Annotated in this window: 25 protein-coding genes and 1 tRNA gene; 13 read left to right on the forward strand and 13 right to left on the reverse strand. The window is 65.2% G+C overall.

What is annotated here, in order from left to right; translation table 11 throughout:
- Positions 1-107: 107 nt before the first annotated feature.
- The 3 genes from AC3WLD_RS12610 to AC3WLD_RS12620 all read left to right on the forward strand — a co-directional run bounded on the left by AC3WLD_RS12610 (position 108) and on the right by AC3WLD_RS12620 (position 4686).
- On the forward strand, positions 108-1724 hold the full coding sequence (locus AC3WLD_RS12610; protein WP_492557316.1) for an AMP-binding protein: 1617 nt from the start codon (positions 108-110) through the stop codon (positions 1722-1724).
- Positions 1725-1816: 92 nt separating this feature from the next.
- Positions 1817-4234: an endopeptidase La gene (lon, locus tag AC3WLD_RS12615; protein ID WP_492557317.1), complete on the forward strand. Its 2418-nt coding sequence runs from the start codon at positions 1817-1819 to the stop codon at positions 4232-4234.
- Between the two features lie 179 nt (positions 4235-4413).
- Positions 4414-4686: an HU family DNA-binding protein gene (locus AC3WLD_RS12620; RefSeq protein WP_492557318.1), complete on the forward strand. Its 273-nt coding sequence runs from the start codon at positions 4414-4416 to the stop codon at positions 4684-4686.
- A gap of 94 nt (positions 4687-4780) precedes the next feature.
- Here AC3WLD_RS12620 and AC3WLD_RS12625 read toward each other — a convergent pair whose 3' ends face one another.
- On the reverse strand, positions 4781-5635 hold the full coding sequence (locus AC3WLD_RS12625; RefSeq protein WP_492557319.1) for a hypothetical protein: 855 nt from the start codon (positions 5633-5635) through the stop codon (positions 4781-4783).
- Positions 5636-5659: 24 nt separating this feature from the next.
- Complete coding sequence (gene rlmB / locus AC3WLD_RS12630) at positions 5660-6475, reverse strand: 23S rRNA (guanosine(2251)-2'-O)-methyltransferase RlmB (RefSeq protein WP_492557320.1); 816 nt, start codon at positions 6473-6475, stop codon at positions 5660-5662.
- Positions 6476-6639: 164 nt separating this feature from the next.
- Between rlmB and AC3WLD_RS12635 the strand changes: the two genes are divergently transcribed.
- The 4 genes from AC3WLD_RS12635 (at position 6640) to AC3WLD_RS12650 (ending at position 8810) form a co-directional block, all read left to right on the forward strand.
- Positions 6640-6725: transfer RNA gene (locus tag AC3WLD_RS12635), tRNA-Tyr, on the forward strand.
- Between the two features lie 153 nt (positions 6726-6878).
- Positions 6879-7343 carry a hypothetical protein gene (locus AC3WLD_RS12640; RefSeq protein WP_492557321.1) on the forward strand — a complete coding sequence of 155 codons (465 nt, stop codon included), beginning with the start codon at positions 6879-6881 and terminating at the stop codon, positions 7341-7343.
- A 366-nt stretch (positions 7344-7709) separates the two neighbouring features.
- On the forward strand, positions 7710-8111 hold the full coding sequence (locus AC3WLD_RS12645; RefSeq protein ID WP_492557322.1) for a hypothetical protein: 402 nt from the start codon (positions 7710-7712) through the stop codon (positions 8109-8111).
- Between the two features lie 258 nt (positions 8112-8369).
- Positions 8370-8810 (forward strand): hypothetical protein, encoded by a 441-nt coding sequence (locus AC3WLD_RS12650; RefSeq protein ID WP_492557323.1) that lies wholly within the window; start codon positions 8370-8372, stop codon positions 8808-8810.
- 108 nt (positions 8811-8918) lie between these two features.
- On the opposite strand, the gene AC3WLD_RS12655 is transcribed toward AC3WLD_RS12650, so the two are convergent.
- The 9 genes from AC3WLD_RS12655 to AC3WLD_RS12695 form a co-directional block, all read right to left on the reverse strand.
- A complete protein-coding gene (locus AC3WLD_RS12655; protein ID WP_492557324.1) occupies positions 8919-9575 on the reverse strand; it encodes a hypothetical protein in 657 nt (218 codons plus the stop codon).
- Between the two features lie 2 nt (positions 9576-9577).
- The gene (locus AC3WLD_RS12660; RefSeq protein WP_492557325.1) at positions 9578-10003 is read right to left on the reverse strand and encodes a hypothetical protein; all 426 of its coding nucleotides are present in this window, start codon (positions 10001-10003) and stop codon (positions 9578-9580) included.
- Between the two features lie 102 nt (positions 10004-10105).
- Positions 10106-13306, reverse strand: coding sequence for a hypothetical protein (locus AC3WLD_RS12665; RefSeq protein ID WP_492557326.1), 3201 nt, complete (start codon positions 13304-13306; stop codon positions 10106-10108).
- Between the two features lie 64 nt (positions 13307-13370).
- The gene (locus AC3WLD_RS12670) at positions 13371-14180 is read right to left on the reverse strand and encodes a MarR family transcriptional regulator (RefSeq protein ID WP_492557327.1); all 810 of its coding nucleotides are present in this window, start codon (positions 14178-14180) and stop codon (positions 13371-13373) included.
- A gap of 84 nt (positions 14181-14264) precedes the next feature.
- Positions 14265-14456, reverse strand: a complete 192-nt coding sequence (locus AC3WLD_RS12675; RefSeq protein WP_492557328.1) for a hypothetical protein — start codon at positions 14454-14456, stop codon at positions 14265-14267.
- Entirely contained in the window at positions 14453-14668 is a 216-nt protein-coding gene (locus tag AC3WLD_RS12680; protein WP_492557329.1) for a hypothetical protein, read from the reverse strand. Before AC3WLD_RS12680 ends, AC3WLD_RS12675 begins: the two co-directional genes overlap by 4 nt.
- A 172-nt stretch (positions 14669-14840) precedes the next feature.
- Positions 14841-15050 carry a helix-turn-helix domain-containing protein gene (locus AC3WLD_RS12685; RefSeq protein ID WP_492557330.1) on the reverse strand — a complete coding sequence of 70 codons (210 nt, stop codon included), beginning with the start codon at positions 15048-15050 and terminating at the stop codon, positions 14841-14843.
- A gap of 827 nt (positions 15051-15877) precedes the next feature.
- On the reverse strand, positions 15878-16432 hold the full coding sequence (locus AC3WLD_RS12690; RefSeq protein WP_492557331.1) for a hypothetical protein: 555 nt from the start codon (positions 16430-16432) through the stop codon (positions 15878-15880).
- Between the two features lie 92 nt (positions 16433-16524).
- The gene (locus AC3WLD_RS12695; protein ID WP_492557332.1) at positions 16525-17736 is read right to left on the reverse strand and encodes a tyrosine-type recombinase/integrase; all 1212 of its coding nucleotides are present in this window, start codon (positions 17734-17736) and stop codon (positions 16525-16527) included.
- A gap of 271 nt (positions 17737-18007) precedes the next feature.
- Here AC3WLD_RS12695 and AC3WLD_RS12700 point away from each other — a divergent pair, with 271 nt between their 5' ends.
- From AC3WLD_RS12700 to AC3WLD_RS12710, 3 genes are read left to right on the forward strand one after another with little or no spacing between them, the layout of a single operon-like run.
- A complete protein-coding gene (locus AC3WLD_RS12700; protein ID WP_492557333.1) occupies positions 18008-18856 on the forward strand; it encodes an alpha/beta fold hydrolase in 849 nt (282 codons plus the stop codon).
- A gap of 42 nt (positions 18857-18898) precedes the next feature.
- Positions 18899-19648 carry a phosphatidylserine decarboxylase gene (locus AC3WLD_RS12705; protein ID WP_492557334.1) on the forward strand — a complete coding sequence of 250 codons (750 nt, stop codon included), beginning with the start codon at positions 18899-18901 and terminating at the stop codon, positions 19646-19648.
- Entirely contained in the window at positions 19645-20487 is an 843-nt protein-coding gene (locus AC3WLD_RS12710; protein WP_492557335.1) for a CDP-alcohol phosphatidyltransferase family protein, read from the forward strand. Before AC3WLD_RS12705 ends, AC3WLD_RS12710 begins: the two co-directional genes overlap by 4 nt.
- Here AC3WLD_RS12710 and AC3WLD_RS12715 read toward each other — a convergent pair.
- A complete protein-coding gene (locus tag AC3WLD_RS12715; protein WP_492557336.1) occupies positions 20435-20704 on the reverse strand; it encodes a hypothetical protein in 270 nt (89 codons plus the stop codon). The two genes, AC3WLD_RS12710 and AC3WLD_RS12715, sit on opposite strands and share 53 nt — an antisense overlap.
- A gap of 371 nt (positions 20705-21075) precedes the next feature.
- On the opposite strand from AC3WLD_RS12715, the gene rpsB reads away from it, so the two are divergent.
- Together rpsB and tsf are read left to right on the forward strand one after the other, a co-directional pair.
- Positions 21076-21834, forward strand: coding sequence for a 30S ribosomal protein S2 (gene rpsB, locus AC3WLD_RS12720; protein WP_492557337.1), 759 nt, complete (start codon positions 21076-21078; stop codon positions 21832-21834).
- Between the two features lie 99 nt (positions 21835-21933).
- Entirely contained in the window at positions 21934-22878 is a 945-nt protein-coding gene (tsf, locus tag AC3WLD_RS12725) for a translation elongation factor Ts (RefSeq protein WP_492557338.1), read from the forward strand.
- A 64-nt stretch (positions 22879-22942) separates the two neighbouring features.
- Here tsf and AC3WLD_RS12730 read toward each other — a convergent pair whose 3' ends face one another.
- Complete coding sequence (locus AC3WLD_RS12730; protein WP_492557339.1) at positions 22943-23383, reverse strand: hypothetical protein; 441 nt, start codon at positions 23381-23383, stop codon at positions 22943-22945.
- A gap of 319 nt (positions 23384-23702) precedes the next feature.
- Between AC3WLD_RS12730 and pyrH the strand changes: the two genes are divergently transcribed.
- On the forward strand, positions 23703-24425 hold the full coding sequence (pyrH, locus tag AC3WLD_RS12735; RefSeq protein ID WP_492557340.1) for a UMP kinase: 723 nt from the start codon (positions 23703-23705) through the stop codon (positions 24423-24425).
- The last annotated feature ends 1 nt before the right edge of the window (position 24426 follow it).

Here is a 24426-nt window from a genome sequence, read left to right on the forward strand (position 1 = left end):
AGCCCCGCTGGTGCCTCGCGCCGGGTAAAATCGGCGAGCGGCGCGATATCCGGATTTCCCCTTACGGTGTATTGACGGGGCGTCATTTCCATGTCGAAACGGGGGCCATGGGAGAGATCGACAACGCCGCCATGCCCGCAGAGCTGTTTCGCCGCTGGGCGGCGGCAGGGCTGACCGAAGAGCATTCGCTGGGCGAGGCGTTTGCCGCGGCGGCCACGGCCCACCCTGATGCCATGCTCCATCACCAGTGGGCCGGCGGGTGGGACGAGGTGTCGCTGGCGGAGCTCCACCGGCGCGGCCGCAAGCTTGCCGGATCGCTCTACGCGCTCGGCCTGCGCCGGGGCGACGTACTGGCGATGCAAATGCCGAGCGGGATCGCCAACGCGGTGATCTTCCAGGCGGCGGCGGCGCTGGGCTGCGTGCTGCTGCCGATCGTCCACATCTTCGGCCCGCACGAACTGGGCCAGATCCTCGCGGACAGCGGGGCGAAGGCGCTGATCGTGCCCGATCGCTGGCGAGGGATCGACTTTCTCGACCGGCTGGCGCGGTTGCCTCGGCTGCCCGCGCTCGCGCACAACATCGTTGCCGGAAGCGAGGTGCCCGAGGGGGCGCTGGCGCTCGACCGGTTGCCGCAAGGCGAGTGCCCGGCAACCGTAGGCGAGCCGGATGACCTCGCTCTTCTCTTATACACCTCCGGCACCACCGCGGCGCCCAAGGGCGTACGCCATACCGCGCGCTCGTTGCTGGCGGAGATCCGCGCGCAGTACGGGAAGCGGTTTGCGGAAGGGGCAGGGCTGTCGCCGTGGCCGTCCGGACACATCGCCGGGACGCTGGCGGTCCTCGGCCACGCCCTGCAAGGGCGCGACATGGTGCTGATGGAAGCGTGGGACCCTGCGGTCGCCGCCGAGTTGGTCGAGCGATTCCGTGTGCCGCAAATGTCGGGGACGCCTTTCCACCTCGCCGGCCTGCTCGAAGCGGGACGACGCGACGGCCGCGACCTGTCGAGCGTCGGCCAGTTCATCATCGGCGCGGCAACGGTTCCGCCGGCTCTGGTGGCCGAGAGCGAGGCCGCGGGGATCCGCTGCTGCCGCTGCTATGGCTCGACCGAAATGCCGACCGTCAGCCAGTGCGATCCGGACGACCCGCTCGACAAGCGGCTCAACACCGATGGCACGCCCAACGAGGGCTGCGAAGTGCGGATCATCGACGATGCCGGCCGCGATCTGCCCGTCGGCATGGAGGGCGAGATTGCGGTGCGCGGGCCGGAGCGGTTCATCGGCTATTCCGAGCCGGCGCTGAACGCATCCTCGTTCCTTCCGGGTGGCTGGTTCCTCACCGGGGACATCGGCAAGCTCGACGTCGACGGCTTCCTCGCCATCACGGATCGCAAGAAGGACATTATCATCCGCGGCGGCGAGAACATCTCGTCGCGCGAGGTCGAGGAGCTGCTGCTGGCGCTTCCCGGTGTGCGCGAGGCCGCCGCGATCGGCCAGCCTGACCCGCGGATGGGTGAGCGGGTCTGCGCAGTGCTGCTTTTGCAGGAGGGTGCAGCCGCTCCTACCATCGCGGACATCGACGCCGCCTTCCGCACGCTCGGCGTTGCCCGTCAGAAGACACCCGAGGCGCTGGTCATCGCGCACGACCTGCCGCGCACGCCGTCCGGCAAGGTCCAGAAGGCCGAACTGCGGCGAATGCTGGCCGAGGGGGAGCTGTCGCTCGCCTGATCCACAGCGCGGTTTCGTCCCGCCATTGCAGGACCAACCCCTGCGCCCCATATTCGGTTCAAACCCCGGCGACGGGCCGGGTTGGACGGACAATGAACGAAGCCATGAATCTCTATCCGCTGCTCCCCTTGCGGGACATCGTCGTGTTCCCTGGCATGGTCGTGCCGCTCTTCGTCGGTCGCGAGAAGTCGGTTGCCGCGCTCGAGGCGGCGATGGCCGGCGACAAGGACATCTTCCTCCTCGCCCAGCTCGATCCCGGCTGTGATGATCCGGAGCGTGACGACCTCTACGATACCGGCGTCGTCGCCACCGTGCTCCAGTTGCTCAAGCTGCCCGACGGCACCGTCCGCGTGCTGGTCGAGGGCCAGCAGCGCGCGACGCTGAAGACCCTGCGCGAGGAAGCCGGCGCCAACGGCGAAATGCTGGTCGCCGGTGTCGAGACGCTCGACAGCCCGACCGCGACCGGCTCGGAAATCGAGGCGATGATGCGCACGGTGGTCGAACAGTTCGGCGAATACGCCAAGCTGTCGAAGAAGTTGCCGCAGGACGCCGGTGCGCAATTGGGCGACATCGAGGACGCGGCCAAGCTGGCCGATGCCGTCGCCGCCAACATTGCCGCCAAGGTGGCCGACAAGCAGGCGCTGCTGACCGAGACCGATCCGCTCAAGCGGCTCGAGATGGTGCTCTCGTTCATGGAGGGCGAGCTCGGCGTGCTGCAGGTCGAGCGCAAGATCCGCGGCCGCGTCAAGCGGCAGATGGAGAAGACCCAGCGCGAGTACTACCTCAACGAACAGCTCAAGGCGATCCAGTCGGAGCTGGGCGGCGGCGACGGCGAAGAAGCGAACGAGATCGCCGAGCTGCAGGACAAGATCGACAAGCTCAAGCTGTCGAAGGAGGCCCGCACCAAGGCGGTGGCCGAGCTCAAGAAGCTCAAGACCATGCAGCCGATGAGCGCCGAGGCGACCGTCATCCGCAATTACCTCGACGTCTTGCTCGGCCTGCCGTGGGGCAAGAAGTCGAAGCTGAAGAAAGACATCGCTGCGGCCCAGGCCGTGCTCGATGCCGATCACTATGCGCTCGACAAGGTCAAGGACCGGATCGTCGAATACCTCGCGGTGCAGGCGCGGACCAACAAGCTGAAGGGGCCGATCCTGTGCCTCGTCGGCCCTCCGGGCGTGGGCAAGACCAGCCTCGGCAAGTCGATCGCCAAGGCGACGGGCCGCGAGTTCATCCGCCAGTCACTGGGCGGCGTGCGCGACGAGGCCGAGATCCGCGGCCACCGCCGGACCTACATCGGCTCGCTGCCGGGCAAGGTCGTGTCGAACCTGCGCAAGGCCGGGACCAGCAACCCGCTGTTCCTGCTCGACGAGATCGACAAGCTGGGCCAGGATTTCCGCGGCGATCCGGCATCGGCCCTGCTCGAAGTGCTCGATCCGGAACAGAACTCGAAGTTCCAGGATCACTACCTCGAACTCGACTATGACCTGTCGGACGTGATGTTCGTTTGCACCGCGAACAGCCTCAACCTGCCGCAACCGCTGCTCGACCGGATGGAGATCATCCGCCTCGAGGGCTACACCGAGGACGAGAAGGTCGAGATTGCCGAGCGTCACCTGATCGACAAGCAGGTCCAGGCGCACGGGCTGAAGAAGGGCGAGTTTACGCTCGAAACCGAAGCCCTGCGTGATCTGATCCGCTACTACACCCGCGAGGCGGGCGTGCGTACGCTGGAGCGCGAGATCGCGAGGCTGGCGCGCAAGAGCCTGCGCAAGATCCTCGAGGGGAAGGAGACTGCGGTCACCGTCACGGCCGAAAACCTCAGCGACTTCGCCGGCGTGCGCAAGTTCCGCCACGGCGTCTCCGACGAGGAGAACCAGGTCGGCGCGGTCACCGGGCTTGCCTGGACCGAAGTCGGCGGCGAGCTGCTGACGATCGAAAGCGTGACCGTGCCCGGCAAGGGCGGGGCGCGCACGACCGGCAAGCTTGGCGAAGTGATGAGCGAGAGCGTCCAGATGGCCTTCTCGTTCGTCAAGGCGCGCAGCCCGGCCTATGGCATCAAGCCGTCGATCTTCAACCGCAAGGACCTCCACATCCACCTGCCCGAGGGCGCTGTGCCCAAGGACGGGCCGAGCGCGGGCATCGGCATGGTCACGGCGATGGTTTCCACGCTGACCGGCATTCCGGTCCGCGCCGACATCGCGATGACCGGCGAGGTCACCTTGCGCGGCCGGGTGCTGGCGATCGGCGGGCTGAAGGAGAAGCTGCTCGCCGCGCTGCGCGGCGGCATCAAGACCGTGCTGATCCCGGAGGAGAATCGCAAGGACCTCGCCGAGATTCCCGCCAACGTGAAGGAGGGGCTGGAAATCATCCCCGTCATCCACGTCGACGAGGTCCTGGCGCATGCCTTGGTGTCGCGTCCGGAAGCGATCGAATGGACCGAGGCGGACGATCTGGCGAGTCAGCCGGGACAGGTCGTTCACCCCGCACCGGCCTCACCGACCGCGCACTGATATCGGTTGAAACCGGCAGTCAGGCTTCGGCTTGTCTCAAAAGCGTCGGGAATGGGGGTTCAAGCCCCGATTCCCGGCGCTTTTGCCTTTGACAGTCCCGAGATTTCACGCTCTTTTCCCGCCACCCGTAAGGCGATTCACAAACAGTTTCATAAAATCATAGGTAGGGGGTTCCGCAAATGAACAAGAACGACCTGATCGGCGCTGTCGCAGACGCGAGCGGCCTGTCCAAGAACGACGCGACCAAGGCCGTGGAAGCGGTTTTCGATTCGATCACCGGCGCGCTCGGCAAGGGCGACGAAGTCCGTCTCGTCGGCTTCGGGACCTTCTCGGTCGCCAAGCGCAAGGCCTCGACCGGCCGCAACCCCCGCACTGGCGAGCCGATGTCGATCAAGGCGTCGTCGCAGCCCAAGTTCAAGGCCGGCAAGGGCCTGAAGGACGCGGTGAACTGATTTCCGGCGGGCGGGGCCGAGCGCTTCGTCCACCCAGCAAAAAGGCCGCGCCGGGGGCTCCGGCGCGGCCTTTTTCGTTGCGCCCTGAGCCAGGCTATGGGGCGAGTTTGAGCAGTGCGGTCGGCGCGACCTGGGTCTGCGCATCGATCTTCCACGCCAAGCGCTTGCCGGCGGCATCCGGCTTCGGACCCTCGTCGGTATCGTTAGCGAGGATCTCCGCGTCGGTGATGATGGCGAATGTCCCTTCCGGCGTCGGCAGCTTGCCCTCGACCTTGGGCTTGGGGCCCGTTCCCTGCGACATCGCCTGCATGAACGCCGCCATCGGCGAGCTGGCCGGACCCGACGAGAAGCCCGGCGCCTCGACCCGCACGGTCCCGTCGTTGCGGCGGACGATGGTGACGAACGGCGCGACCCCGCTCATCTTTTCGATGGTCGGGAACACGAAGTCATGGTCGAGCCGCGCAGTCAGCGTGTATTCGACGTCGAATACGCCATTGCCCTTGTAGACGACGGACTTCCAGCCGGGCTGGCGCAGCAGCCGCTCGGCGAGGGCCTCAGCCGCCTTCGGGTCGTTCGGATCGATCCCGCCGAGCATGGCGCGGGCCATCGCCGCGTCCTGTTCCTTCTTTTCCGCGGCTGCCTTCGCCTTATCGGCCTTGTCGGCCTTCTGCTTGGCGAGTTCTTCCTTGGTGCAGGGCCGTTCCTCGATCGTTTCCTCGTCGATGCACGGTTCGGGTTCGCCGGAGTCGGCAGAAACCGCGCTTTCTGCCTCCTCACCCGCCTTGGGGTCGGCGAGCGGCATGAAATAGAGCTCGCCCTTGTAGTTGAAGGTGAACGTCCCATCCTTGCGCACGTCGACGTCGGAGGCGAACTTGCCCGGCAGCAGCAGGCATCCGGCCAGCAGCAGCGCGAGCCCCGCCGCGACGATCACGCCGATCTTTTTCCGCATCCCCAAGTCCTCCCGTCCGCCAGACTACCCCTCGCGAGTCGCCACCGCATACAGCGCGATCGCGGCCGCGTTCGATACATTGAGGCTTTCGATCGCCGAGGCAATCGGCAGCCGCGCGATCGTGTCGCAATGCTGGGCGACGTTGTGGCGCATTCCCTCGCCCTCGGCGCCAAGGACCAGCGCGACCGGCCCGGACGGCAGCGCGCCCGGGAACACCGTGTCGCCGTCCCCGTCGAGGCCGACACGCCAGTAGCCGGCTTCGGAAATCCGCTCGAGCGCGCGCGACAGGTTCACTACCCGCACCCACGGCACGACCTCGAGCGCGCCCGACGCGCTCTTCGCCAGCGTCCCCGATTCGGGCGGAGCATGGCGGTCCTGCGTGACCAGCGCCGCGGCGCCGAACGCCGCGCAGCTCCTCAGGATCGCGCCGACGTTGTGCGGATCGGTGACCTGGTCGAGCAGCACGATCGGTCCACCATCGTGGCCGTCGAGGATCTCGTCGAGCGCGACGTCGGGCAGCGGAGCGCAGTCGAGCACCAGCCCCTGGTGCGGCGCGTCGCGCGCGACCAGCCTGGCGAGATCGACGGCTTGTGCATATTCGACCGGGAGCGAGGTCGGCAATTCGGCGTCGTTGTCGTCGAGCATCGCCTGGATCGCTTCCCGCGTGCCCCAGAGCTTCTTGGCGTCGCGCTCCGGATTGGTCAGCGCGGCCTCGACCGCGTGGCGGCCCCACAGCCGCACCGCGCCGCTTGACGCCCGGCCCGAGCCGCGCCCGCCCTGCATCCGCCCCGCGCGCCCGCGCAGCGCCTTTCCTTTCGGTCGGTCGTCCCGGCCAGCCATGTCGTTTCCTGTCGTTATACGATTGTTGTGCGATTTCCCGACGCTCCCTGCCAGCGAGGGCATTGACAGGCAAGCGATTGGTCGCCAAATGCGCGGCTCCCTCGGCCGGGCGGTCCTTTGCAGGACCAATCAGCGGGGCGACCCGCGCACCGGCAGGCTGGTGTGGACAGGTGGCCGAGTGGTTAAAGGCAGCAGACTGTAAATCTGCCCGCGCAAGCGTACGCTAGTTCGAATCTAGCCCTGTCCACCAACCAGCCCTCTCAAAGAGTTGAATTTCCTAGGTATTTCTCTCCGGAGTCGAGCCTGTCCCCACATTTGTCCCCACGTCTGCGGCGCGGTTGTGCCCTAGCCCCGGTTTGATGCTTGGAGTTATTGCAAGGCTGCGCGATTCGGGGGTGGAGAGATGGCTGAATTGGACAACCGCCAAAGCCCGATCGGGTTCTATCTTTTAGGCCTCTCCTACTTTGACGCTGCGGACCGGCTGACCGCGCAGGTCGAGGACCAAGCCGAAGCGTTCCGTTTGCGCTTCGATCTGCCCATCCGTCACCTGTATGCGCACGGCTGGGAACTGTGCCTGAAAGCGTGCCTCTTTCGGCAAGGGATAAAGCCAAGCGTCTTCCGCAGGCGAGTCGGACATTCTCTGCTCGCGGCCTGGAAGCGAATAGACCGGCCCCGTTTCGAAGCGCTGGATTTGAAGGATGAGCTCGCGGATTTTCTCACTCTGTTAGATGAGTTCCACCCGACGAAGATGTACGCCTACCCCGTGACAGGGTATCGGAATGAGGTCACTCTCACTTTCCTTCGCGCCGCGTCCGATCGTTTTAGAATCCCGAGTGTGGAGGCGATCTCATTGTTCGGCGGAGTGTAGCTTCAACCTCATGGATCAATGCAATTGGGGAGTGCCATGGGAATTCGGACGGCAAGGGCTTGGCGGGTAATGCGACGGGCCCCGCTCCGCGCTGTGCTCGATTGGCGAAAGGCATTCGTCAATGAGAGCAACCTGATCAGCCTTAGCTTGGCGGTCCTTACCAGTTACATCGGCTTGCGAACCGCGACACTCCCTGGCGTGATGGCAACCGGCTCGGCTTGGGCCGATGGCATTACTGCATTCGCATATGTATGCGCTGGCTGGCTTTGCCTGTGCCTTGCGCGAGCACCGGCGGCGATCCTACTGGACGAAAGGCGAGAAGGGAGGTGGATTGGGAACCGGTACTGCTTTCACTCGCCGAAGCTCATGGGGACATTCCGGCCGAAGCCGGATGGGCAGGTCCACTTCTTCACGCTCGATACGACTTTCGCGGAGCCGGACTGCTTCCTCCACTACCGCATTGATATCGACAATCCTCTCACTTCGGCGCGAACCTTCAGCGCGGCGGTCTCCGGATCGTTGATACTCAGTGACTGGCTCAAGCCTGGGCGCGGCATTGCTCAGGGCGCAACCCGGATCGGAGCCAAAGGCGAGTGCAGGTTCATCGCCACTCTCTTGCCTCAGTCCGTCGCCCATACTTTCTCCGTCTATTGCTTAGACTTCGTGCTCGGCGAACCGGAGGATCAAGATGGCACACCGGGCGACGCTACCCCCGAATGGGTAAGAGATGCCGCTCCGGTGGCAGTCCCGGATGCCGCCGCTAAATAGTCCGGGAACTGACGAGTGGATGGGCAGAAATCCGCAATCGGCAAGGGCGACAGGATGCTGCCGCTCTACGCACGAATGCGACAGTTACCCATAGTCTCGCGCATGAAATCGCGGGTCCTACCCACCGAAAATTGCGCCCCATAGCGCTAGGGGACCGCATTTTTCTGGCGGCCGCTCGCCTTTGCGGTTTGGCACAGTTCAAAGTTTCAGTTCGTGGAAGGGAGGCTATCGTTAGCAAGCGCGATTCGAGGGGGCACAATGCTGAAATGGTGGCAGGCTCGGCAGAATGAGCGGAACCGGGCAAAGGCGATCGCCCTAGGGCAGGTGGCGGTTGATCAGGCAAATGCTGCAATGGCAAATTGGGAAGAAACCAGCGTCCGCCTCCGCTGGCAATTGACCGCTGATTTCTTCGATGAGCGAATAACCACGATTGAGCCGCCCGAAGGCATGTCCTTCGAGGAGGCTGCGAAAATCGAGGCAATTGCCTTACTCGACAATTGGATCAGTCAACGCGAGTCGATCGTGCAGGAAGTCGCGCGATTCATTGACGGTTCCGCCTGGGAGTGCCTCAAAGCACTAGACCTTGCGGACACCTATCTCGAGCGACTGCATGAGCGCTTTGACGCGCTAGGAGATGAGTTCGCTGTCGAGTTGCTGGCTACGATCACAGAAGAAGCAATGCGGCGAGGCCTCAGGTAAGCAAAGGCCGCCGAAGCGCGATGCTCCGGCGGCCTGCGTCCCGCGCGGAAGGAATGGAACGCGCGGGCCGGGCGGATACCACTTCGCCCGTTTTCGATGCAGTCTTGGCTATGGCATTTGCACAACGCTCCGGATCCGGGAGGGCGCTGCCAGCCCCTTGCGCCTGAGCGGCTCGAGGGCCTCTAGGATCACGGGCGAGACCGCTACCTGCCGGCGCCAAGGCAACATGCGCAGTTCGCCCATGACGCCCTCTACCGCTCGCTGCAAACCCTGGGGGAGCTGCGAGCCCGTCGCATCGGTAACCGCGGCAATCGTGACGTAGGACGTAACCAGTTGCTCGGCGGCCCGCTGGGCTTCCGCTGTCAACTCGGCAAGCCAAGGTCCGGCTGCACCGGCCAACTTCCCGCGCGCCCTGATCGTGATCTCGCGCTTGTCCTCTTCGAAAGAGCTGAACCGGCTCCGAAGCTCGCGCATACCCAAATCAAGCGCCGTTCGCTCCGCCTTCAGCGCTTCGTCGGTATCGACCTGCGTTGCGGCATCGCGAGCGGCCCGATCGGCGAGAAGGGCGTCCGCCACGGCCTGCCCCATCGGCTCGCGCCGATCGGCGAGGATGGCCGTGATTTCGCGGCTCCGTTCCTGCGCCCTCTCTATGGCCGCCTCAATGCGCGCTTGCTCGGCGTTGATATCGGCAATGCGGGCGTTCTCCGAAGTGAGGTCAACAGCCTCCAGCGAGGCGCGAGCCTCGGCGAAATTCGAGGTCGCCATGGTCACGACTCCCCGAATTCGCCGCGGTTTGCCTTCGCCGCGCGGTCCCACATTTCCGCAACGCTCGCTGGGGTCGAAGGGCTTGGCGCGGAGGCGACATAGCCGGCGGTTTCGGCGAGCACCGCGCGCATCTCCTCCCGTGCGTCATCGTCGTTTTTCCCCAACGCGGGCGAGCGCCCGATCAGCTTCACCAAAGCTGAGCCGTTGAGCGCGGCGTAGTCGTCATCGGCGAGCATTTGCAGCGCGAGCGCGGCTTTGCCCTTGCAGGCGGGGTCGTTCGCGATCGCGTGCGCAACCGCCTTGATCCGGCCCCGGGGGCCAGCCGGCTGGGCCGCGCCAGCGCCGAGCGCATGGGCGAGCGTTCCGCGCGTAGCGGGAGAGACGCTCGCTGCGATCTCGGCACCGGACAGTTCGCTGAACGCCTTCATGCGCCCATTATGCCGGACGTAAGCCGGCCGCTTCGATAACTCACTCATACTCATTCGCCTTCACAGTTGGGCGGACCGCGGGGCACGCGCGGCCGGCCTGGGTCAAAAGTTGGACTTGTTTCCGATTCGGCCGAAGAGGACCCCGCCGTCATTCGAGTTCGCCGCCTGCATCTGGAGCGAGGTGACCAAGTTCGAATTGAGGAGGTCCAGCCGGCCGCCAAGCCCTGCCAAGAGGGCCTCGGTTTGCGCATCGATCGCGCCCACAACCGCCGCGTTGTCGGACGTGTTTGCCGTAGGCGAATTCGAGAAAGGACTGTCGCGCCCGGCGCTGAGATCCGCAGCGGCCTGCGCCTTGTCGAGCGCGCCCTGTCCCTCACTCCGGATCTGCCCCATGAGGTCGAAATAGGGCGATTGGGAGCCGTAGAGCTGTCTGGTGATATCCAGCAAGTCGCGGGAGGCTTGGGCGTAGTCGTCAAAAGCGGTGGAGTCGCCCGCGCGGACCCGCTCAGCGAGAGGAGCATACTTCGCCTGCGCAGCCGCCTGCCGATCGCGGAGGGAGAGGCCGTTGTCGCCGATGCCAAGGTCATCGAGGAAGGACCGCAGCGAGCCCGCCACCTGGTCGAGCGCCGACTTGATCGCCTTCGCCCGCTCCAGTCCGTAAAGCTTTTCGAGGTCGGCATATTCGGCCGCGGTCGCACCGGCCTCACCGAATACCTTCTTCAGCCGCTCGAATTCGCGGTCCAGTGTATCGAGGGCCGCGCCCACGGGGTCGGTATAGCCCTTCAAGCGGGTGAATACGGACTCGAAGTCGAGGGCCTTTTTGAGTTGCGTCTCGAGGTCCCCGCCCGCCTTCAGGAGGCGCTGGGTCCCCTCGCGAACGCCTTTGATCGCCCCGTCCTGAAGCGCGTTCAGGATGGCGATTCGCATCGCCTCGGCTTCGTCCTTCCCGTTGTAGAGCACGTCCGGGCCCTTGTTGTAGGACTTGTCCGCGACCTTCGAAGAGCCGGACGCGGAGACCCGGATCCAGCCGCTCGAGCGCTTCCCGATCGAGACTGTGTAGGCTCCGACTTGCGCGCCCAGTTGCTCAGCGATGGCATTGATCGCCGACTGAATACCCGTGCCGCTCGTTTTCGAGCTGGCCATGAGGTCGGCACTGTTGCCTCCCACGGTCACGCCGCCCTGTCCGACAACCGCGTAGCCCTTCTTCACCTTGTTGAACGCCGAGCCGAGCACGCCGCCAAGTAGCCCGCCGACGATCGATCCGATCGGCCCGGCGAAGTCGCCAAGCTTCGCGAACAACTTTGGCGCGAGCTTCTTGAATGCCGCTTCGCCAAGCGCGCCGCCGATGAAGGAGCCCGCATTGTTGCCGCGCTGCCCCAGTACGGTCGAGCCGGCCGCGATGCCGATGCCGCCGCCCTGGAGAAGGCCGGCGATCGTCTGTCCGAACGGGGAGCCCTTGCCGGAGAAAATCGCTTCGATCCGGTCCGCAAGGTAGCGGGTGCTGCCGTCCGGGTTTCGGCCCATGGGGATGGCGTTGACCGTCTGGAGCAATGCGCCGAAGGGGCCGCCGATGTTGCCGAACCGGCCTTGTGTGAGGTTCAGCAAGGTCCCCGCGATTCCGCCCGCGCCGCCAAGCCCGCTCAGCGACTGAGCCAGCTCTGCGATCGCATCTCGAGCCCGCTCGGCGGCCTCTGCATCCCGCTCCAGCCGCGACTGTTCATAGATGTTGCGGAGCGAGGTCTGGTAGTATTCCTCCCATGCGGCGGTAGCGCCCTGGATGCCCAGCGCGGCGTGCTCCGCCATGAAGGCCTCTTTCTCCAGCTCCAGCGCCGCGACCTCGCGCGCCGGGCCTACCTTGCCGAGAAGGGCGAATTCGCGGTCCAGCGCAGCCAGCCGGTCATTGTCTGCCTTCCCAATGGTCTGGGCCTGCCGGACCCGCTCCATGATCTTCGCGAGCGCTTCCTCGCGCTTGATCGCGATCTCACGCGCCGCGCTGAGTTCGGAGATCTTCGCTTTCTGGGCGTCCGTCACCGCTGCGTCGCGCGCCTTCGCCACCTCAAGCATGCGCAGTTGTTTCGCGTTCAGGCCCAGCCGGGCGATCTCGTCCTGGAGCGAGGTGATGAAGGTCTCCGTCGCCTCCGTTGCGCGCTTGGTGGCTCGCTCGGCATCGCTGAGCCCGGCCGCGCGGGCGCGATGATGGTCGCGGCTCTTGTTCGCCTTCTCGCGCTCCCTCTCGCGCGCCTTCGCGTCCGCCTTTTCGTTTTCGGCATCGGCGATACTGATCTCATTGCGAAGGGGCAGTTCCTCCTGACGGATCTCGGCAAGCCGGCGCTTTGCCCCGCCCGGTGCCTGAAACCAGCCGCCCATGTAGCCCGGGTCCGTCGCGTAGGGGTTCTTCGCGACAAGGTTCTCGAGCCCCAGCCGCTCCTCTGTCAGCTTGTTGAGCTGGATCCGCTTGTCGTTCAGCGCGAGGGCATTCATCGCGCCTATGAGCCCGCGCGCTTCGTCCGCCGCGCTCTTGAAACTGTCCGCGGCTTTGTCGGCTGCGTCGGAGGAGTCGAAAAGCTTCCCGATGAAGGGCGAGAGTGCGATGGTCGCCGTGGTGATCGCAATGCCCCATGGGCCGCCGAGGAAGCCCGCCAAGCGCGAAGTGCCGCCCGACATGAGCTGCACTGCCTGCGTGATCTGGCCAATTTGGCTGGCGAAGATCTGGGCCGGCCGTGCGCCGAGCGCGTACATGGTCGCCACGTCGCCGAGCTGATAGCCGAGTTGCTGGAGCCCTTGGCGCTGCGCCCCAGTCGCCATTGTCACGTTGTCGTTTGCGGCCGTCGCCCGAACCGATGCCGCTGCGGCTGCGTCGGTTGCGCCCGTCTGGCGGTTCAATGCGGCCTGTAGCTGCCCCACGGCTTCGGCATGGGCGCGCGCCGCCATGGCCGCCCGCTCTTCATCGATCGCCAGTGCTTCGGCCGCCGCGGTCGCCAGCCGGGCCTGTTGCGAGTAGTCGCCCGCGCTTGTTGCTGCCAGCCGGGTTGCCGCTGCCAGTTCGCGCGCCGCGGCCGCCCGCCCTTCCGTTGCGATGGCCGCCGCTCGCGCCTGTTCGGTTCCAAGGTCGAGCGCGCCAAGCGAGTTGCGGGGGACCTTCAGCGCCTGGTCGAGAATGCGCTGAGTATCCGACGCAAACCGTTCAAGGCGCTTTTCGCCGCCGTTCGCGATCGCGTCCACTTCGGCGAGGAATGCGGACTTCGTTGCCGGGTCCGGCTGGTACACCGTCCGGAGATAGAGGGGGAACTGGGTCACGCTCATTGCGAGTGCCTTTCTTGCTCGCCGCGCGGGGCACGTCGCGGGGTAGGGAAGGGGGAGAGGGCGATCATGCGGCCTCCGGAACATATGCGGCCATCAGCCGGCCCGCCCATGGCGAGACGCCCGGAAATTCTTCGGCGAGGATGCAGAGCCACCTGCACAGTTTTTCCCGATCGGCTGGGTGGAGCCGGGCGATGCCGCCAAATTGCGCCACTGCCTTCTCTACCTTCTCAAGTCTGGTCTCAGCGGAGAGCGTTTCGAAGTCACTGGGCAGGACGGTTGCGAGACGCGCCCACTCGGTAGCCCGCGCTTTGGCGCCATCTTTTTTCTGGGAGAGGGGTGACCTCGCATCGGTGCGAAGTTGTCCACCCGCCTTGCTCACAAGATCCTGGACATCATGGAGCGCGACCGAAGGGCGCGCAGTTTCTACTGAATCTAGTCCATCAGTTTTAACTGAATCTAGTTTACCTCTTAGAGGAGTATAGTGTGGAGCGATTTCGCTAGAGAAACCGCTGTTTTCACGATCGCGGTTGTCAACTAATTCTCCGTGAAGGTTGCCCGGATGGTCAACAATCTCCGCGAAATGGTTGTCGCCTGAGTCAACAAAATCTAGAGTGTCGTTCTCGGCCGCCTCGCGAGATAGTTGCTCTCGCTGACAAGTATCGGAGACGCTAAAATCGACGCGCAGTGTCTTGCGGCGAGCATCCCCTTGTTGATCCTCTTTCGTGACGTACCCGGTATCCACAAGCCGTTTGAGGCTCCGAGAGAAGCGCGCGGCATCGCTGCCAATCATCTTCCAAAGCGTCTCGTGCTTCGCGTAGCAGCCCCCGCCGCTTCCCTTTTTCAGGCTCATACCGTCATGCAGGCTGATGGCCATGAGCACTCGCAGGTCATGGGCGGTCAACCGGCCATCTCCGATCGCCGCAACCGGTACAGTGGTGAAATCCCGCCCCCGTGACACTCAGTCCGGCCTTTCGATTTCGCAGAGGTCGAGAAGGGGCAATTCGCGCTCGCTGGCGAGCGCCTGGCCATGCTCGCGCGCGCTCCGGTGATCCGGGAAGCGGCTGGGCCAGCCTATCCCGATCGAGACCGCGAAGCCGCCGGCATGGTGTGGCGCGATGGTGACCGCGGGGAGCGGCTGGGCGGAGGTCATGCGCGGGGGCTCCGCAGCTTCTCTTCGATCGTGATCCCGGTCGATTTGGCCACCATCTCCGCGAACTGGCGGGCCAATTGAAGGGTGGGATAATGGCAGGGGTCGAGGCGCCTGGTCTCGCCAGTAAGCGGGAACCTCGCGAATAAATCGACCCGAAAGCCATGGGCCAGTTGGACTATGACCGCTTTGCCGTTTCCGGTGACCTCAGCCATGAGCGCCTCCCAAGGCGAGCACCGCGATCGCCGCGGCCATCTCCAGCGAGACAGCAAATCGGGCCGCGAACAATTGCGCGCGCCAGCCGAACCGCGTACCGTCTAGGCGGTCATTTGCAGTCCTTCCGGGGGCCTCGGCGCGAGCCGGGGCCTTTCGCTTGCCGGGCACGGCTCAGGCCGCCTTGCCTTCAACGAGGTCCCTTAGGGCGCTTGCCGGGATGATCGTCCGACGCCCCACCTTCGTCGCACGAAGCTTGCCTTGTGCGATCAATCGCCAGACGTGCGGAACGCTGCAAGGGACTGCTTCGGCCGCCTCAGGGACGGAGTAGCCAAGCCGTTCTACGGCCGGGCGAGCGATGGATTCAGAGGGTGCGACTTGCATTGATCATCCCCGATCAGTGTGGATAGGGGGTGACAATGAGGCAGTGTTAATCGCGGAAAAATTGCCTTTCTGTCGTCACCGCGTTTTGCATCATTTCGACTTGGCGGGGCGGCCTTTCGGAGGGCGAATGTGCTTCAGTGCTGCAACCGGAGCCCCCACTGGACCGAAGCCCGCCACCCCGAATCCGGCAACAAAATTGGCCTTCCGGGCAGTCTCCTGGAATTCCTTGTAAAGCTCATCCTGCCAGCGCTTGCTCCTTCCGGGGAATAGCTCTTTCGCGGCTTGGGTTAGCGCTTCGCGATGCCTTAGCCCGCCTTCGCGAAGTTGGAGCGTACGCAGGCCAAGCCGCTGAGCATTATGCCTCCGGACCGAGGCGGCGCGCCGCCGGGCGCGATCGATTTCGTTCCGATAGCGTCGCGGAGTGCGATCGTCCGACCTAGGAGGGGCAGCACTGTCGCGCCGAGAAAAATGCAGCGAGTACCCCGTCGCGGAGTACGGACTGCAAAGCCGGTGCAACGCGAGCAATCTATCTAGCCCGATCGCCCTCGCTATTCGGAGAAGCGGGGCAGTTGGCCGAATATCCGGGTCGCCGGCTTGCCATCGGAGGTCCAGCTCTATGAGCGTTTCTACATCGCAGGCAATGCCTGGGTCATACTCCTCCATGAGGTGCGCAATCGCGTCGCTTTGCCGCTTCGCAAGGCGGTAAGCTGCCAGTTCGTCGTCTGGAATATTGCTCATCCCGCCTCCCACAGCGGTCCCGAAGAGTGCAGGGGCAACGGGTCGGGAAACCCGCGTTCACGCCGTCGCGCTAGCCCCTGCAATGCTGGTTAAGCCGCGATCGGTTGGGACTCCAGCGACCTGCGGAGTTTTTCCACTTCGTCCGCGATCTGCTCCTGAAACTCCATCGCCACGATAACGGTCGCCATGCAGCTATCCGCTAATTCCCGCATGTGCTGCACTTGGTAATCGCCACAGGTGATGTCGCTGAGCTGGTAGTTCGCAGTGGCAAGCATATAGTCAAGGAATCCGCACAAGTCCTTAATCCGATCGATGATATCGGCCGGCTGGCGCGGGCAGGGCGGAGCGGCCTCAGCACATTCGAGTAACTTCGCAGCTTGATGGACAAACTGGCCAGCAATCTCCTCTGGCGGACACCCCCCATCGGTGAGCCGAGCGTGAATCTTCCGCACATAGTCGCGGCAAGTCGGAGGCTCCCAATTGTCCAATGTCTCCAGCTTCGCGATGTAGCTGTCCCCGTCCAACTCCCCGCGATTATGGGATTGGAAGGCGGCCCAATAGTCCGCAACCGGGTCGGCGCGCTCCATCATGGCGGCCTGGCATTTGCTGGAGAGGCTCTTCATCGGTAGTTCGCTCACAGACATTTTCGACTCCTGTTTAGTCGGGGGTGTTCAGGGGGGCGGAGCGTTGCGACCCGCTCCGCCCCCCGCTTCCATCGGGCAAGCCCAGTGAAACTCTATCCGGCCTCGGCGGCCTTCTTCGCGCGGCGAGCGGCAAGGTCGCTCACTTGCCCGGACGCGGTGCAGTAGCTGCCCCAAGCGGCCATGAGTTCGACACGCATCCTGCGGAAATCCGTTCGCTTGTATGCCGCCCGGGTCTTGTCCTGATCGGCATGGGCGAGCGCTGCCTCGCTCACCGCATCCGGGAAGCCGGTTGCCTCGCTCGCCCAGTCTTTGAATGCCGAGCGGAAGCCGTGAACCGTCTCGCTCAGGCCCATGTCGCGAAGGATCTTCGTCAAAGTCATGTCGCTGACCGGCTCGCCCTTGCGCCCCGGGAAAATCGGCGCGCCCGGCTGGCCGCTGCGATGCTTCTTCGCTTGCTCGAGCACTGCCAGCGCATGCGGGGAGAGGGGGACAACGTGATCGCGTCCGGCCTTCATCCGGGAGCCCGGAATGCGCCACTCTGCGGCCTCTAGGTCGATCTCCTCCCAAGTCGCCCCGCGCGTCTCGCCCGAGCGTGCCGCGGTCAAGATGGTGAAGGCGAGCGCCAGCCGTCCAACGGTCTCCTGCCCGCTGCGGAGCTTGCTGAAGAAGTCCGGAACCTTCTCCCAGTCCATCGCGGCGAAGTGCCCGGTGCGCTTCGGCTGGCGCGGAAGGCCGGCGTCCATCACTGACATATCGATCGCCGGGCGGAAGCCCTTCGAAGCGGCCCAGCCCATGACAGCGCGCACCCGCTGCCGGACCCGCCGTGCGGTCTCCGGCTTCTCCAGCCAAATGGGCAAAAGCACGTCGCGGATCATCGGCGGGTCAATCTGATCGATCCGCGTCTCTCCGATCGAGGGGAAGGCGTACAGGCGAAGGCTGCTCAGCCAATCGTCACGGTGCTTCAGGTTGCGCCACCCGCCCTTTTGCTCTTCATGCGCTTGCTCGGCGGCCGCCTTGAATGTCGGGATGCCAGCGAGTGCCAGTCGTTCGGCGCGTCTCTTCGCTACGGGATCAATGCCGGCGCGGCATTGCTTGCGGATCTCGTCAGCCCGTACCCGCGCCTCGGCGAGCCCCACGTCCGCGAGCGCGCCAAGGCCGAAGTCGCGGCGCTTGCCATTCACCTGGAGTCTGAGAATCCACGATCGGGCGCCGGACGGCTTCACAAGCAACATGAGACCGCGCCCGTCCTGATAGCTGCCCGGCTTCGTCGCGGCCTTGATTCCGAGCGCGGTAAGCTTGCCCATGCTGCCATGTCCCCACAATCGTCCCCACAACACTGCACGCGATTTGGAGATAGGTCAAGACAGGTTGGGATAGGGAGCGAGGGCTTCAACCTGCGAAAATCCCTGAAATTCAAGGGATATCAGTGTCGAAATGCTATTGCGTGATAGGCCAAGATATCGTCCGAAGTTAGAAGTTCGGAAGAAGCCCTGTCCACCAACCAGCCCTTCCAGAGCCGGACCGTTATCATCCATCTTGGTTGCCAAGCGCCGTTTAATCGCGCAGTTAATCGCCATGACTACGACAATAATTCCGGTAGAGGGCGGCCTGTGCATCGCGGCCGACGAACTGGGCCAGGCCGGGGCGCCGACGGTGATCCTCGGCCATGGCGGCGGGCAGACCCGGCACAGCTGGGACAAGGCGGGATCGGAGCTGGCGGCGGCTGGCTACCACGTCCTCAACTACGACCTGCTCGGGCACGGTGACAGCGACTGGAACCCGTCGGGGGACTATTCGATCATGCGCCGGGTTGCGGACCTGCGCGGGATCGCCGCGGTTTCGCATCCGACCTACGCCCTCGTCGGCGCGTCGCTGGGCGGGCTCTCGGCGCTCGCTGCGGCAGCCTCCGGGCTCGAGCCGGCCGCAATCGTGCTGGTCGACGTGGTGCCGGTGATGGCCGCGGAAGGAGTCGAACGGATCGTCGGCTTCATGACTGCCAATCCCGATGGATTCGCCAGCCTCGACGAGGCGGCAGACGCGATTTCTGCCTACAAGGGCGGCGAGCGACCGAAGAGTCTCGACGGCCTGCGCAAGAACCTGCGCGAGGGCGACGACGGACGCTTCCGCTGGCACTGGGATCCGAGCTTCATCGCCGGTCCGCGCAATCACGCGCACATTCTCGACATACTCGACGAGGCACACGGGATCGATACGATTCCGACGCTCCTGGTCCGAGGGCTGAAGTCCGACATCGTCACCGACGAGGGTATTGCCGACTTGCGGCGCAGGATTCCCGCGCTCGAGGTCGCCGACATCGGCGGGGCGGGGCACATGGTCGCGGGCGATCGGAATGACCTGTTCAACGAGGCGGTCATCGAATTTCTCTCGCGGGTTATGCCGGCGAGCGCGCACGCGGCAGCCTGAGTTTCGCTTGTCCCCTTCGGTGGCAGTCCCTAGATGGGTCCGATGCCCGGAGAAATACTCGACAACCGCGGTCGCGGCAGTGCCGGCTGGTCATGGCCAGCCATCCATCCCGAAGGCCGCAAGTTCGGCCTGATAGCGGCGGCCCTGTGCATCGTCACCGCGTTCCTTGCGTGGGAAACCATCGCCTGGCCGCTGGCCGGGCTGACGCTGGGCATTCTCGCGTTCTTCCGCGATCCGCACAGGGTGACTCCGCATGACGAGCGGTTCGTCGTCGCGCCGGCCGACGGCCTCATCACCCTGATTCGCAAGGTGCCGCCGCCGCATGAGCTGATCGCCGAGGACGGCAGCGGATCGCCCGGCATGAGCGCCGAGCCGGTGACGCGCGTGTCGATCTTCATGTCGGTGTTCGACGTCCACATCAACCGCTCGCCGATTGCGGGGACGATTCGCCGGGTGGTCTATATCCCCGGCAAGTTCCTCAACGCGGATCTCGACAAGGCGAGCGAGGACAACGAGCGCCAGCACTTCCTCGTCGAGCGCAGTGACGGCCTCCAGATCGGCTTTACCCAGATCGCCGGCCTGGTTGCGCGGCGCATCATCCCGTTCGTCAAGGCCGGCGACATGGTTGCGGCCGGACAGCGCGTCGGACTGATCCGCTTCGGCAGCCGGGTCGACGTCTACCTGCCCGCCGGCACCGAGCCGCGCGTGCTCATGGGCCAGAAGTGCGTCGCGGGCGAGACCGTCCTCGCGGAAATCGGCCAGGCTCCGCTGATCGAGGGCGTCAGCCAGTGAGCGAGCTGCCGGAGGGACCGCCGCTCCGGCGTCGCCGTCTGCCCGGGGGACTGACCCTGCGGGCGATGACCCCCAATGCGATTACCGCAGCGGCGCTCTGTTCGGGGCTGACCGGGATCCGCTTCGCCGTGACGGCCGCGTCCGGGACCGATCCGGTGCAGGTCGCCGAAGACTGGCGCAAGGCTGTCCTCGCGGTGATCATTGCCGGGTTGCTCGACGGCATCGACGGGCGCATCGCCCGGCTGCTGAAGGCCCAGTCGCGCTTCGGCGCCGAGCTGGACAGCCTGGCCGACAACGTCTCGTTCGGCGTCGCACCGGCGCTGATCGTGTTTCTCTGGTCGCTTCAGGAAGCCCCGCGCGCCGGATGGTTCGCCGCGCTGGCGGTGGCCATCGCCTGCGCGCTGCGCCTTGCGCGCTTCAACGCCCGGATCGATGTCGAAGACCAGCCGCACAAGTCGGCCGGATTCCTGACCGGAGTGCCGGCACCGGTCGGCGCGGGCCTTGCGTTCCTGCCGCTCTACCTGTGGATCGCGACCGGCGACGACCTGTTCCGCTCGCCGCTCCTGACCGGACCATGGCTGGTCGGCGTCGCCTTCCTGATGATCTCGAACATGCCGACGCTGAGCTGGGCGTCCCTGCGCCCCCGCCGGAGCGTACGGCTGGAACTGATCGCGCTGGGCGGACTGGTGATCGCCGCCTTGCTGACCGAACCGTGGTGGACGCTGGTAGGGATCTGTGCGGTCTATCTCGCACTCATGCCGCTGGGCGTGATCCGATATGCGCGGGTCAGGCGGCAGCGCGCTGCGCGGACTGAGGACGGACCGCCGACCGGGTACTGACGCGAACGACCTGCTTGCGGGTCCGGGGCAGAGCGACCGTTCCGACCGGAACAGGCGCAAAGGTCGTCACCGTCACGTCTCGCAGGTCCGCAACCGCGCGCGAAGCGCGAACCAGCGCCCGCACCTGCTCGCCATGGCGACGCCACGTTGCCGCCATGACGGCGATCGACAGCGTTCCGGCAAAGGCAAATACGAGCGTGGCTAGAATGGCGGACATCGAACCTGTTCCTCGAATGCTCCATCTGCAAACCCTGTGGGATGCCTGTGGATCTGTTGTGGAAAACTCTATCGTCGGTTAACTGTTCCTGAGTGCGCTCCGGTGAGTCGCAATGTTCCTGTTTTGTTCCACGCTGTCAAGCGGGAATTGCGGCAGGGCGCTTGTGGGATGCGGCAACTGGTGGGTCGGCAGGGGGTAGCTATCCCGCACAATCTGGTCTAAGGGCGCCCGTCCCGCAGGGATTCGCACCGGTTTTCGGTCGATTCACTCACGGGCAAATCCACATGGGATGCGCACATACCGGTGCCGATCCGGCGGGCTCTCCGCGGCGGTTCCTGCATCCCAGAGGCACAACCGGAAAGGAATTACCTATGGCGGCTCCCGTCGTCACCATGCACGAACTGATCGAGGCCGGCGCGCACTTCGGCCACCAGACCCACCGCTGGAACCCGCGGATGAAGCCGTACATCTTCGGCGCCCGCAACGGCATCCACATCCTCGACCTGTCGCAGACCGTGCCGCTGATGGCCCGCGCGCTCGACTTCATCTCGGCCACCGTCCAGGCGGGTGGCAAGGTCCTGTTCGTCGGCACCAAGCGCCAGGCGCAGGAACCGATCGCCGAGGCCGCGCGCCGCTCGGGCCAGCACTTCGTCAACCACCGGTGGCTGGGCGGCATGCTCACCAACTGGAAGACCATCTCGGGCTCGATCAAGCGCTTCAAGACGCTGGAAGAGCAGCTCTCGGGCGACACCGCGGGCCTGACCAAGAAGGAAGTGCTCCAGCTGACCCGCGAGCGCGACAAGCTCGAGCTGTCGCTCGGCGGCATCCGCGACATGGGCGGCATCCCCGACGTGATGTTCGTGATCGACGCCAACAAGGAAGAGCTGGCGATCAAGGAAGCCAACGTCCTCGGCATCCCGGTCGTCGCGATCCTCGATTCGAACGTCTCGCCCGACGGCATCGCGTTCCCGGTCCCGGCGAACGACGACGCCAGCCGCGCCATCCGCCTGTACTGCGAGGCGGTTGCCGCTGCCGCGACCAAAGGCGGCCGTGACGCCGCCGTGGCTTCGGGCGCGGACATCGGCGCGATGGACGAGCCGCTTCCCGAGGAAGCCGCCGCCGAGGCGTGAGCGATGGGGCCGGTCGGTCCTGTCACTCCAAGGTAATCCGGCCGCGGCAGACCCTGCCGCGGCCAACCTGTTTCAAGCGTATTCAAAAGGATGAACGCAATGGCTTACACCGCCGCTGACGTTAAGAACCTGCGCGAGCGCACCGGCGCCGGCATGATGGACTGCAAGAAGGCCCTCGACGAATCGAACGGCGACTTCGAAGCCGCGGTCGATGCGCTGCGCGCCAAGGGCCTCGCCGCCGTCGCCAAGAAGTCGAGCCGCACCGCCGCCGAAGGCCTCGTCGGCGTGGCCGTTTCGGGCACCCGCGGCGTGGCCGTCGAAGTGAACTCGGAAACCGACTTCGTCGCCAAGAACGAGCAGTTCCAGGACTTCGTTCGCAAGACCACCGAAGTCGCGCTGGGCGCGTCGTCGGACGATGTCGAGGCGCTGAAGGGCGCAGCCTACCCCGAGGGGGGAACGGTTGCCGACAAGCTGACCAACAACGTCGCGACCATCGGCGAGAACCAGCAGGTCCGCCGGATGAAGACCGTCTCGGTTTCGAACGGCGTGGTCGTGCCCTACATGCACAACGCCGCCGCGCCGCTGCTCGGCAAGATCGGCGTGCTCGTCGCGCTCGAATCGGAAGCCCCGGCCGACAAGCTCGAAGCGCTCGGCAAGCAGATCGCGATGCACATCGCCGCCGCGTTCCCGCAGGCGCTCTCGGCCGACGACCTCGACGCCGACACGCTCGAGCGTGAACGCAAGATCGCGCTCGAGAAGGCGACCGAGGAAGCCGCCAAGTCCGGCAAGGAAATCCCGGCCGAGATCCTCGCCAAGCGCGCCGACGGTGCGGTGGCCAAGTTCGCCAAGGAAAATGCGCTGCTCAGCCAGGTCTTCGTGATGGACAACAAGACCCCGATCCAGCAGGTCGTCGACAACGCGGGCAAGGAAGCCGGCGCGAAGATCGTGCTGAAGGACTACGTCCGCTTCCAGCTCGGCGAAGGCATCGAGAAGGCCGAAACGGACTTCGCGGCCGAAGTCGCGGCGGCTGCGGGCCTGAAGTAAGCTTCACGCCAAGCTTGATCGAAGGGGCCGGGGAGTGATGCGCTTCCCGGCCCTTTTCGTTGGCCTAATACATTTGAGGCGGCCCGAAGCCGGCCAGCCCAGAGAGATAGAGGCCTGTCTCTCGCACGCGGGCCTTCTCCGGCGACCATCGCTGCACGAGCTGGTAATGCCCGCCCTCCATCCGCTCGAGCAACCATTCGCTGCCATCGAGGCCTATACGCCCTGCTTCGGTGGAATCTCGGAACGGATCCTTGGCGAGCAGTGCCTCCAGCCGGGCGGTTTCGTCATCCGACAAGGCGCGCTCGGTGCGGGTCTCCAGCCCACCGACACCGTCGGGCCGATGGCGCGAAACCAGCCACCTTCCCCCGTCGCGCGGCTCGATCCGGACGACGGCATAGCCGCCGTACGATCCCGTCCAGACGAACCGCAGGGCATCGCTTTGCCCTGTCGAAATGACCGGCTCCTTGAGATCGGCCAGCATCGACGAGACCATTTCCGCGATCACCGGGGGCAACCGGGGATGGCACTTTCCTCCTGCGCGCTCTCCTTCCGTGGCGAGACGGGCAGGGAAGTATGATTGGAGATCGGTCAAGACGGGCTCGTAGGCTTTTTGCGCCGGCGGGGTACAAGTTAAGTCGGACGAAGCGCTCACGCTGCACCCGGCGACGCCGAGCAGGGACACCGCAATCAGGCACCGCCATGCTTTCATCGAACCGACACCGCCTTCCATTTCCCAACCTGCCCCCAACCTCCGCCCTTGGCAATCCGGGCGCTCCCCCCTAATGCGTCTGGCGCCCCCGCAACCCTCAGACCGACTGGACCCCATGGCCGAGCCCCGCTTCAAACGAATCCTCCTGAAGCTGTCGGGCGAGGTGCTGATGGGTGAGCAGCAGTTCGGCATCGACACCGATTACGTCGCGCGCCTCGCAGCAGAGGTGAAGGCGGCGAAGGAGACGGGCCTCGAGATCTGCCTCGTCATCGGCGGCGGCAACATCTTTCGTGGGATGGCCGGTGCGGCCAAGGGCATGGACCGCGCCCAGGCCGATTACATGGGCATGCTGGCGACGGTGATGAACGCGCTCGCGATGCAGTCGGCGCTCGAGAAGCTGGGGGTCGGCACGCGCGTCCAGTCTGCCGTGCAGATGGACCAGGTGTGCGAGCCGGTGATCCGCCGCCGCGCCGAGCGCCACCTCGAGAAGGGCCGCATCGTGATATTCGCCGCCGGTGTCGGCGCGCCCTATTTCACCACCGATTCCGGCGCGGCGCTCCGCGCGGCCGAAATGCGCTGCGACGCGTTGTTCAAGGGCACCAGCGTCGACGGTGTCTACGACGCGGACCCGAAGACCAATCCTTCGGCAAAGCGTTACGATACCGTGGATTACGACACGGTGCTGGCGGACAATCTCAAGGTCATGGACGCCAGCGCGGTCGCGCTGTGCCGTGACAATTCAATTCCGATCGTCGTCTTTTCGATCCGCGAGCAGGGCAACCTCGCCCGGGTGCTTTCGGGCGAGGGAACCCAGACGGTCGTGCAGAAGGGAGCCTGAC

The sequence above is a fragment of the Novosphingobium sp. FW305-C-111 genome, assembly GCF_058783565.1.

Bases quoted from the DNA above. Each gene is read 5' to 3' on its own strand.
- AC3WLD_RS12620 (WP_492557318.1), top strand. From the start codon at position 4,414: ATGAACAAGAACGACCTGATCGGCGCTGTCGCAGACGCGAGCGGCCTG.
- AC3WLD_RS12675 (WP_492557328.1), bottom strand. From the start codon at position 14,456: ATGACCTCCGCCCAGCCGCTCCCCGCGGTCACCATCGCGCCACACCAT.
- pyrH (WP_492557340.1), top strand. From the start codon at position 23,703: ATGGCCGAGCCCCGCTTCAAACGAATCCTCCTGAAGCTGTCGGGCGAG.
- AC3WLD_RS12680 (WP_492557329.1), bottom strand. From the start codon at position 14,668: ATGGCTGAGGTCACCGGAAACGGCAAAGCGGTCATAGTCCAACTGGCC.
- AC3WLD_RS12655 (WP_492557324.1), bottom strand. From the start codon at position 9,575: ATGGCGACCTCGAATTTCGCCGAGGCTCGCGCCTCGCTGGAGGCTGTT.
- AC3WLD_RS12625 (WP_492557319.1), bottom strand. From the start codon at position 5,635: ATGCGGAAAAAGATCGGCGTGATCGTCGCGGCGGGGCTCGCGCTGCTG.
- lon (WP_492557317.1), top strand. From the start codon at position 1,817: ATGAACGAAGCCATGAATCTCTATCCGCTGCTCCCCTTGCGGGACATC.
- rpsB (WP_492557337.1), top strand. From the start codon at position 21,076: ATGGCGGCTCCCGTCGTCACCATGCACGAACTGATCGAGGCCGGCGCG.
- AC3WLD_RS12640 (WP_492557321.1), top strand. From the start codon at position 6,879: ATGGCTGAATTGGACAACCGCCAAAGCCCGATCGGGTTCTATCTTTTA.
- AC3WLD_RS12670 (WP_492557327.1), bottom strand. From the start codon at position 14,180: ATGGCCATCAGCCTGCATGACGGTATGAGCCTGAAAAAGGGAAGCGGC.
- AC3WLD_RS12715 (WP_492557336.1), bottom strand. From the start codon at position 20,704: ATGTCCGCCATTCTAGCCACGCTCGTATTTGCCTTTGCCGGAACGCTG.
- AC3WLD_RS12700 (WP_492557333.1), top strand. From the start codon at position 18,008: ATGACTACGACAATAATTCCGGTAGAGGGCGGCCTGTGCATCGCGGCC.
- AC3WLD_RS12665 (WP_492557326.1), bottom strand. From the start codon at position 13,306: ATGAGCGTGACCCAGTTCCCCCTCTATCTCCGGACGGTGTACCAGCCG.
- AC3WLD_RS12690 (WP_492557331.1), bottom strand. From the start codon at position 16,432: ATGTCTGTGAGCGAACTACCGATGAAGAGCCTCTCCAGCAAATGCCAG.
- rlmB (WP_492557320.1), bottom strand. From the start codon at position 6,475: ATGGCTGGCCGGGACGACCGACCGAAAGGAAAGGCGCTGCGCGGGCGC.
- AC3WLD_RS12645 (WP_492557322.1), top strand. From the start codon at position 7,710: ATGGGGACATTCCGGCCGAAGCCGGATGGGCAGGTCCACTTCTTCACG.
- AC3WLD_RS12705 (WP_492557334.1), top strand. From the start codon at position 18,899: ATGCCCGGAGAAATACTCGACAACCGCGGTCGCGGCAGTGCCGGCTGG.
- AC3WLD_RS12650 (WP_492557323.1), top strand. From the start codon at position 8,370: ATGCTGAAATGGTGGCAGGCTCGGCAGAATGAGCGGAACCGGGCAAAG.
- tsf (WP_492557338.1), top strand. From the start codon at position 21,934: ATGGCTTACACCGCCGCTGACGTTAAGAACCTGCGCGAGCGCACCGGC.
- AC3WLD_RS12660 (WP_492557325.1), bottom strand. From the start codon at position 10,003: ATGAAGGCGTTCAGCGAACTGTCCGGTGCCGAGATCGCAGCGAGCGTC.
- AC3WLD_RS12695 (WP_492557332.1), bottom strand. From the start codon at position 17,736: ATGGGCAAGCTTACCGCGCTCGGAATCAAGGCCGCGACGAAGCCGGGC.
- AC3WLD_RS12610 (WP_492557316.1), top strand. From the start codon at position 108: ATGGGAGAGATCGACAACGCCGCCATGCCCGCAGAGCTGTTTCGCCGC.
- AC3WLD_RS12685 (WP_492557330.1), bottom strand. From the start codon at position 15,050: ATGCAAGTCGCACCCTCTGAATCCATCGCTCGCCCGGCCGTAGAACGG.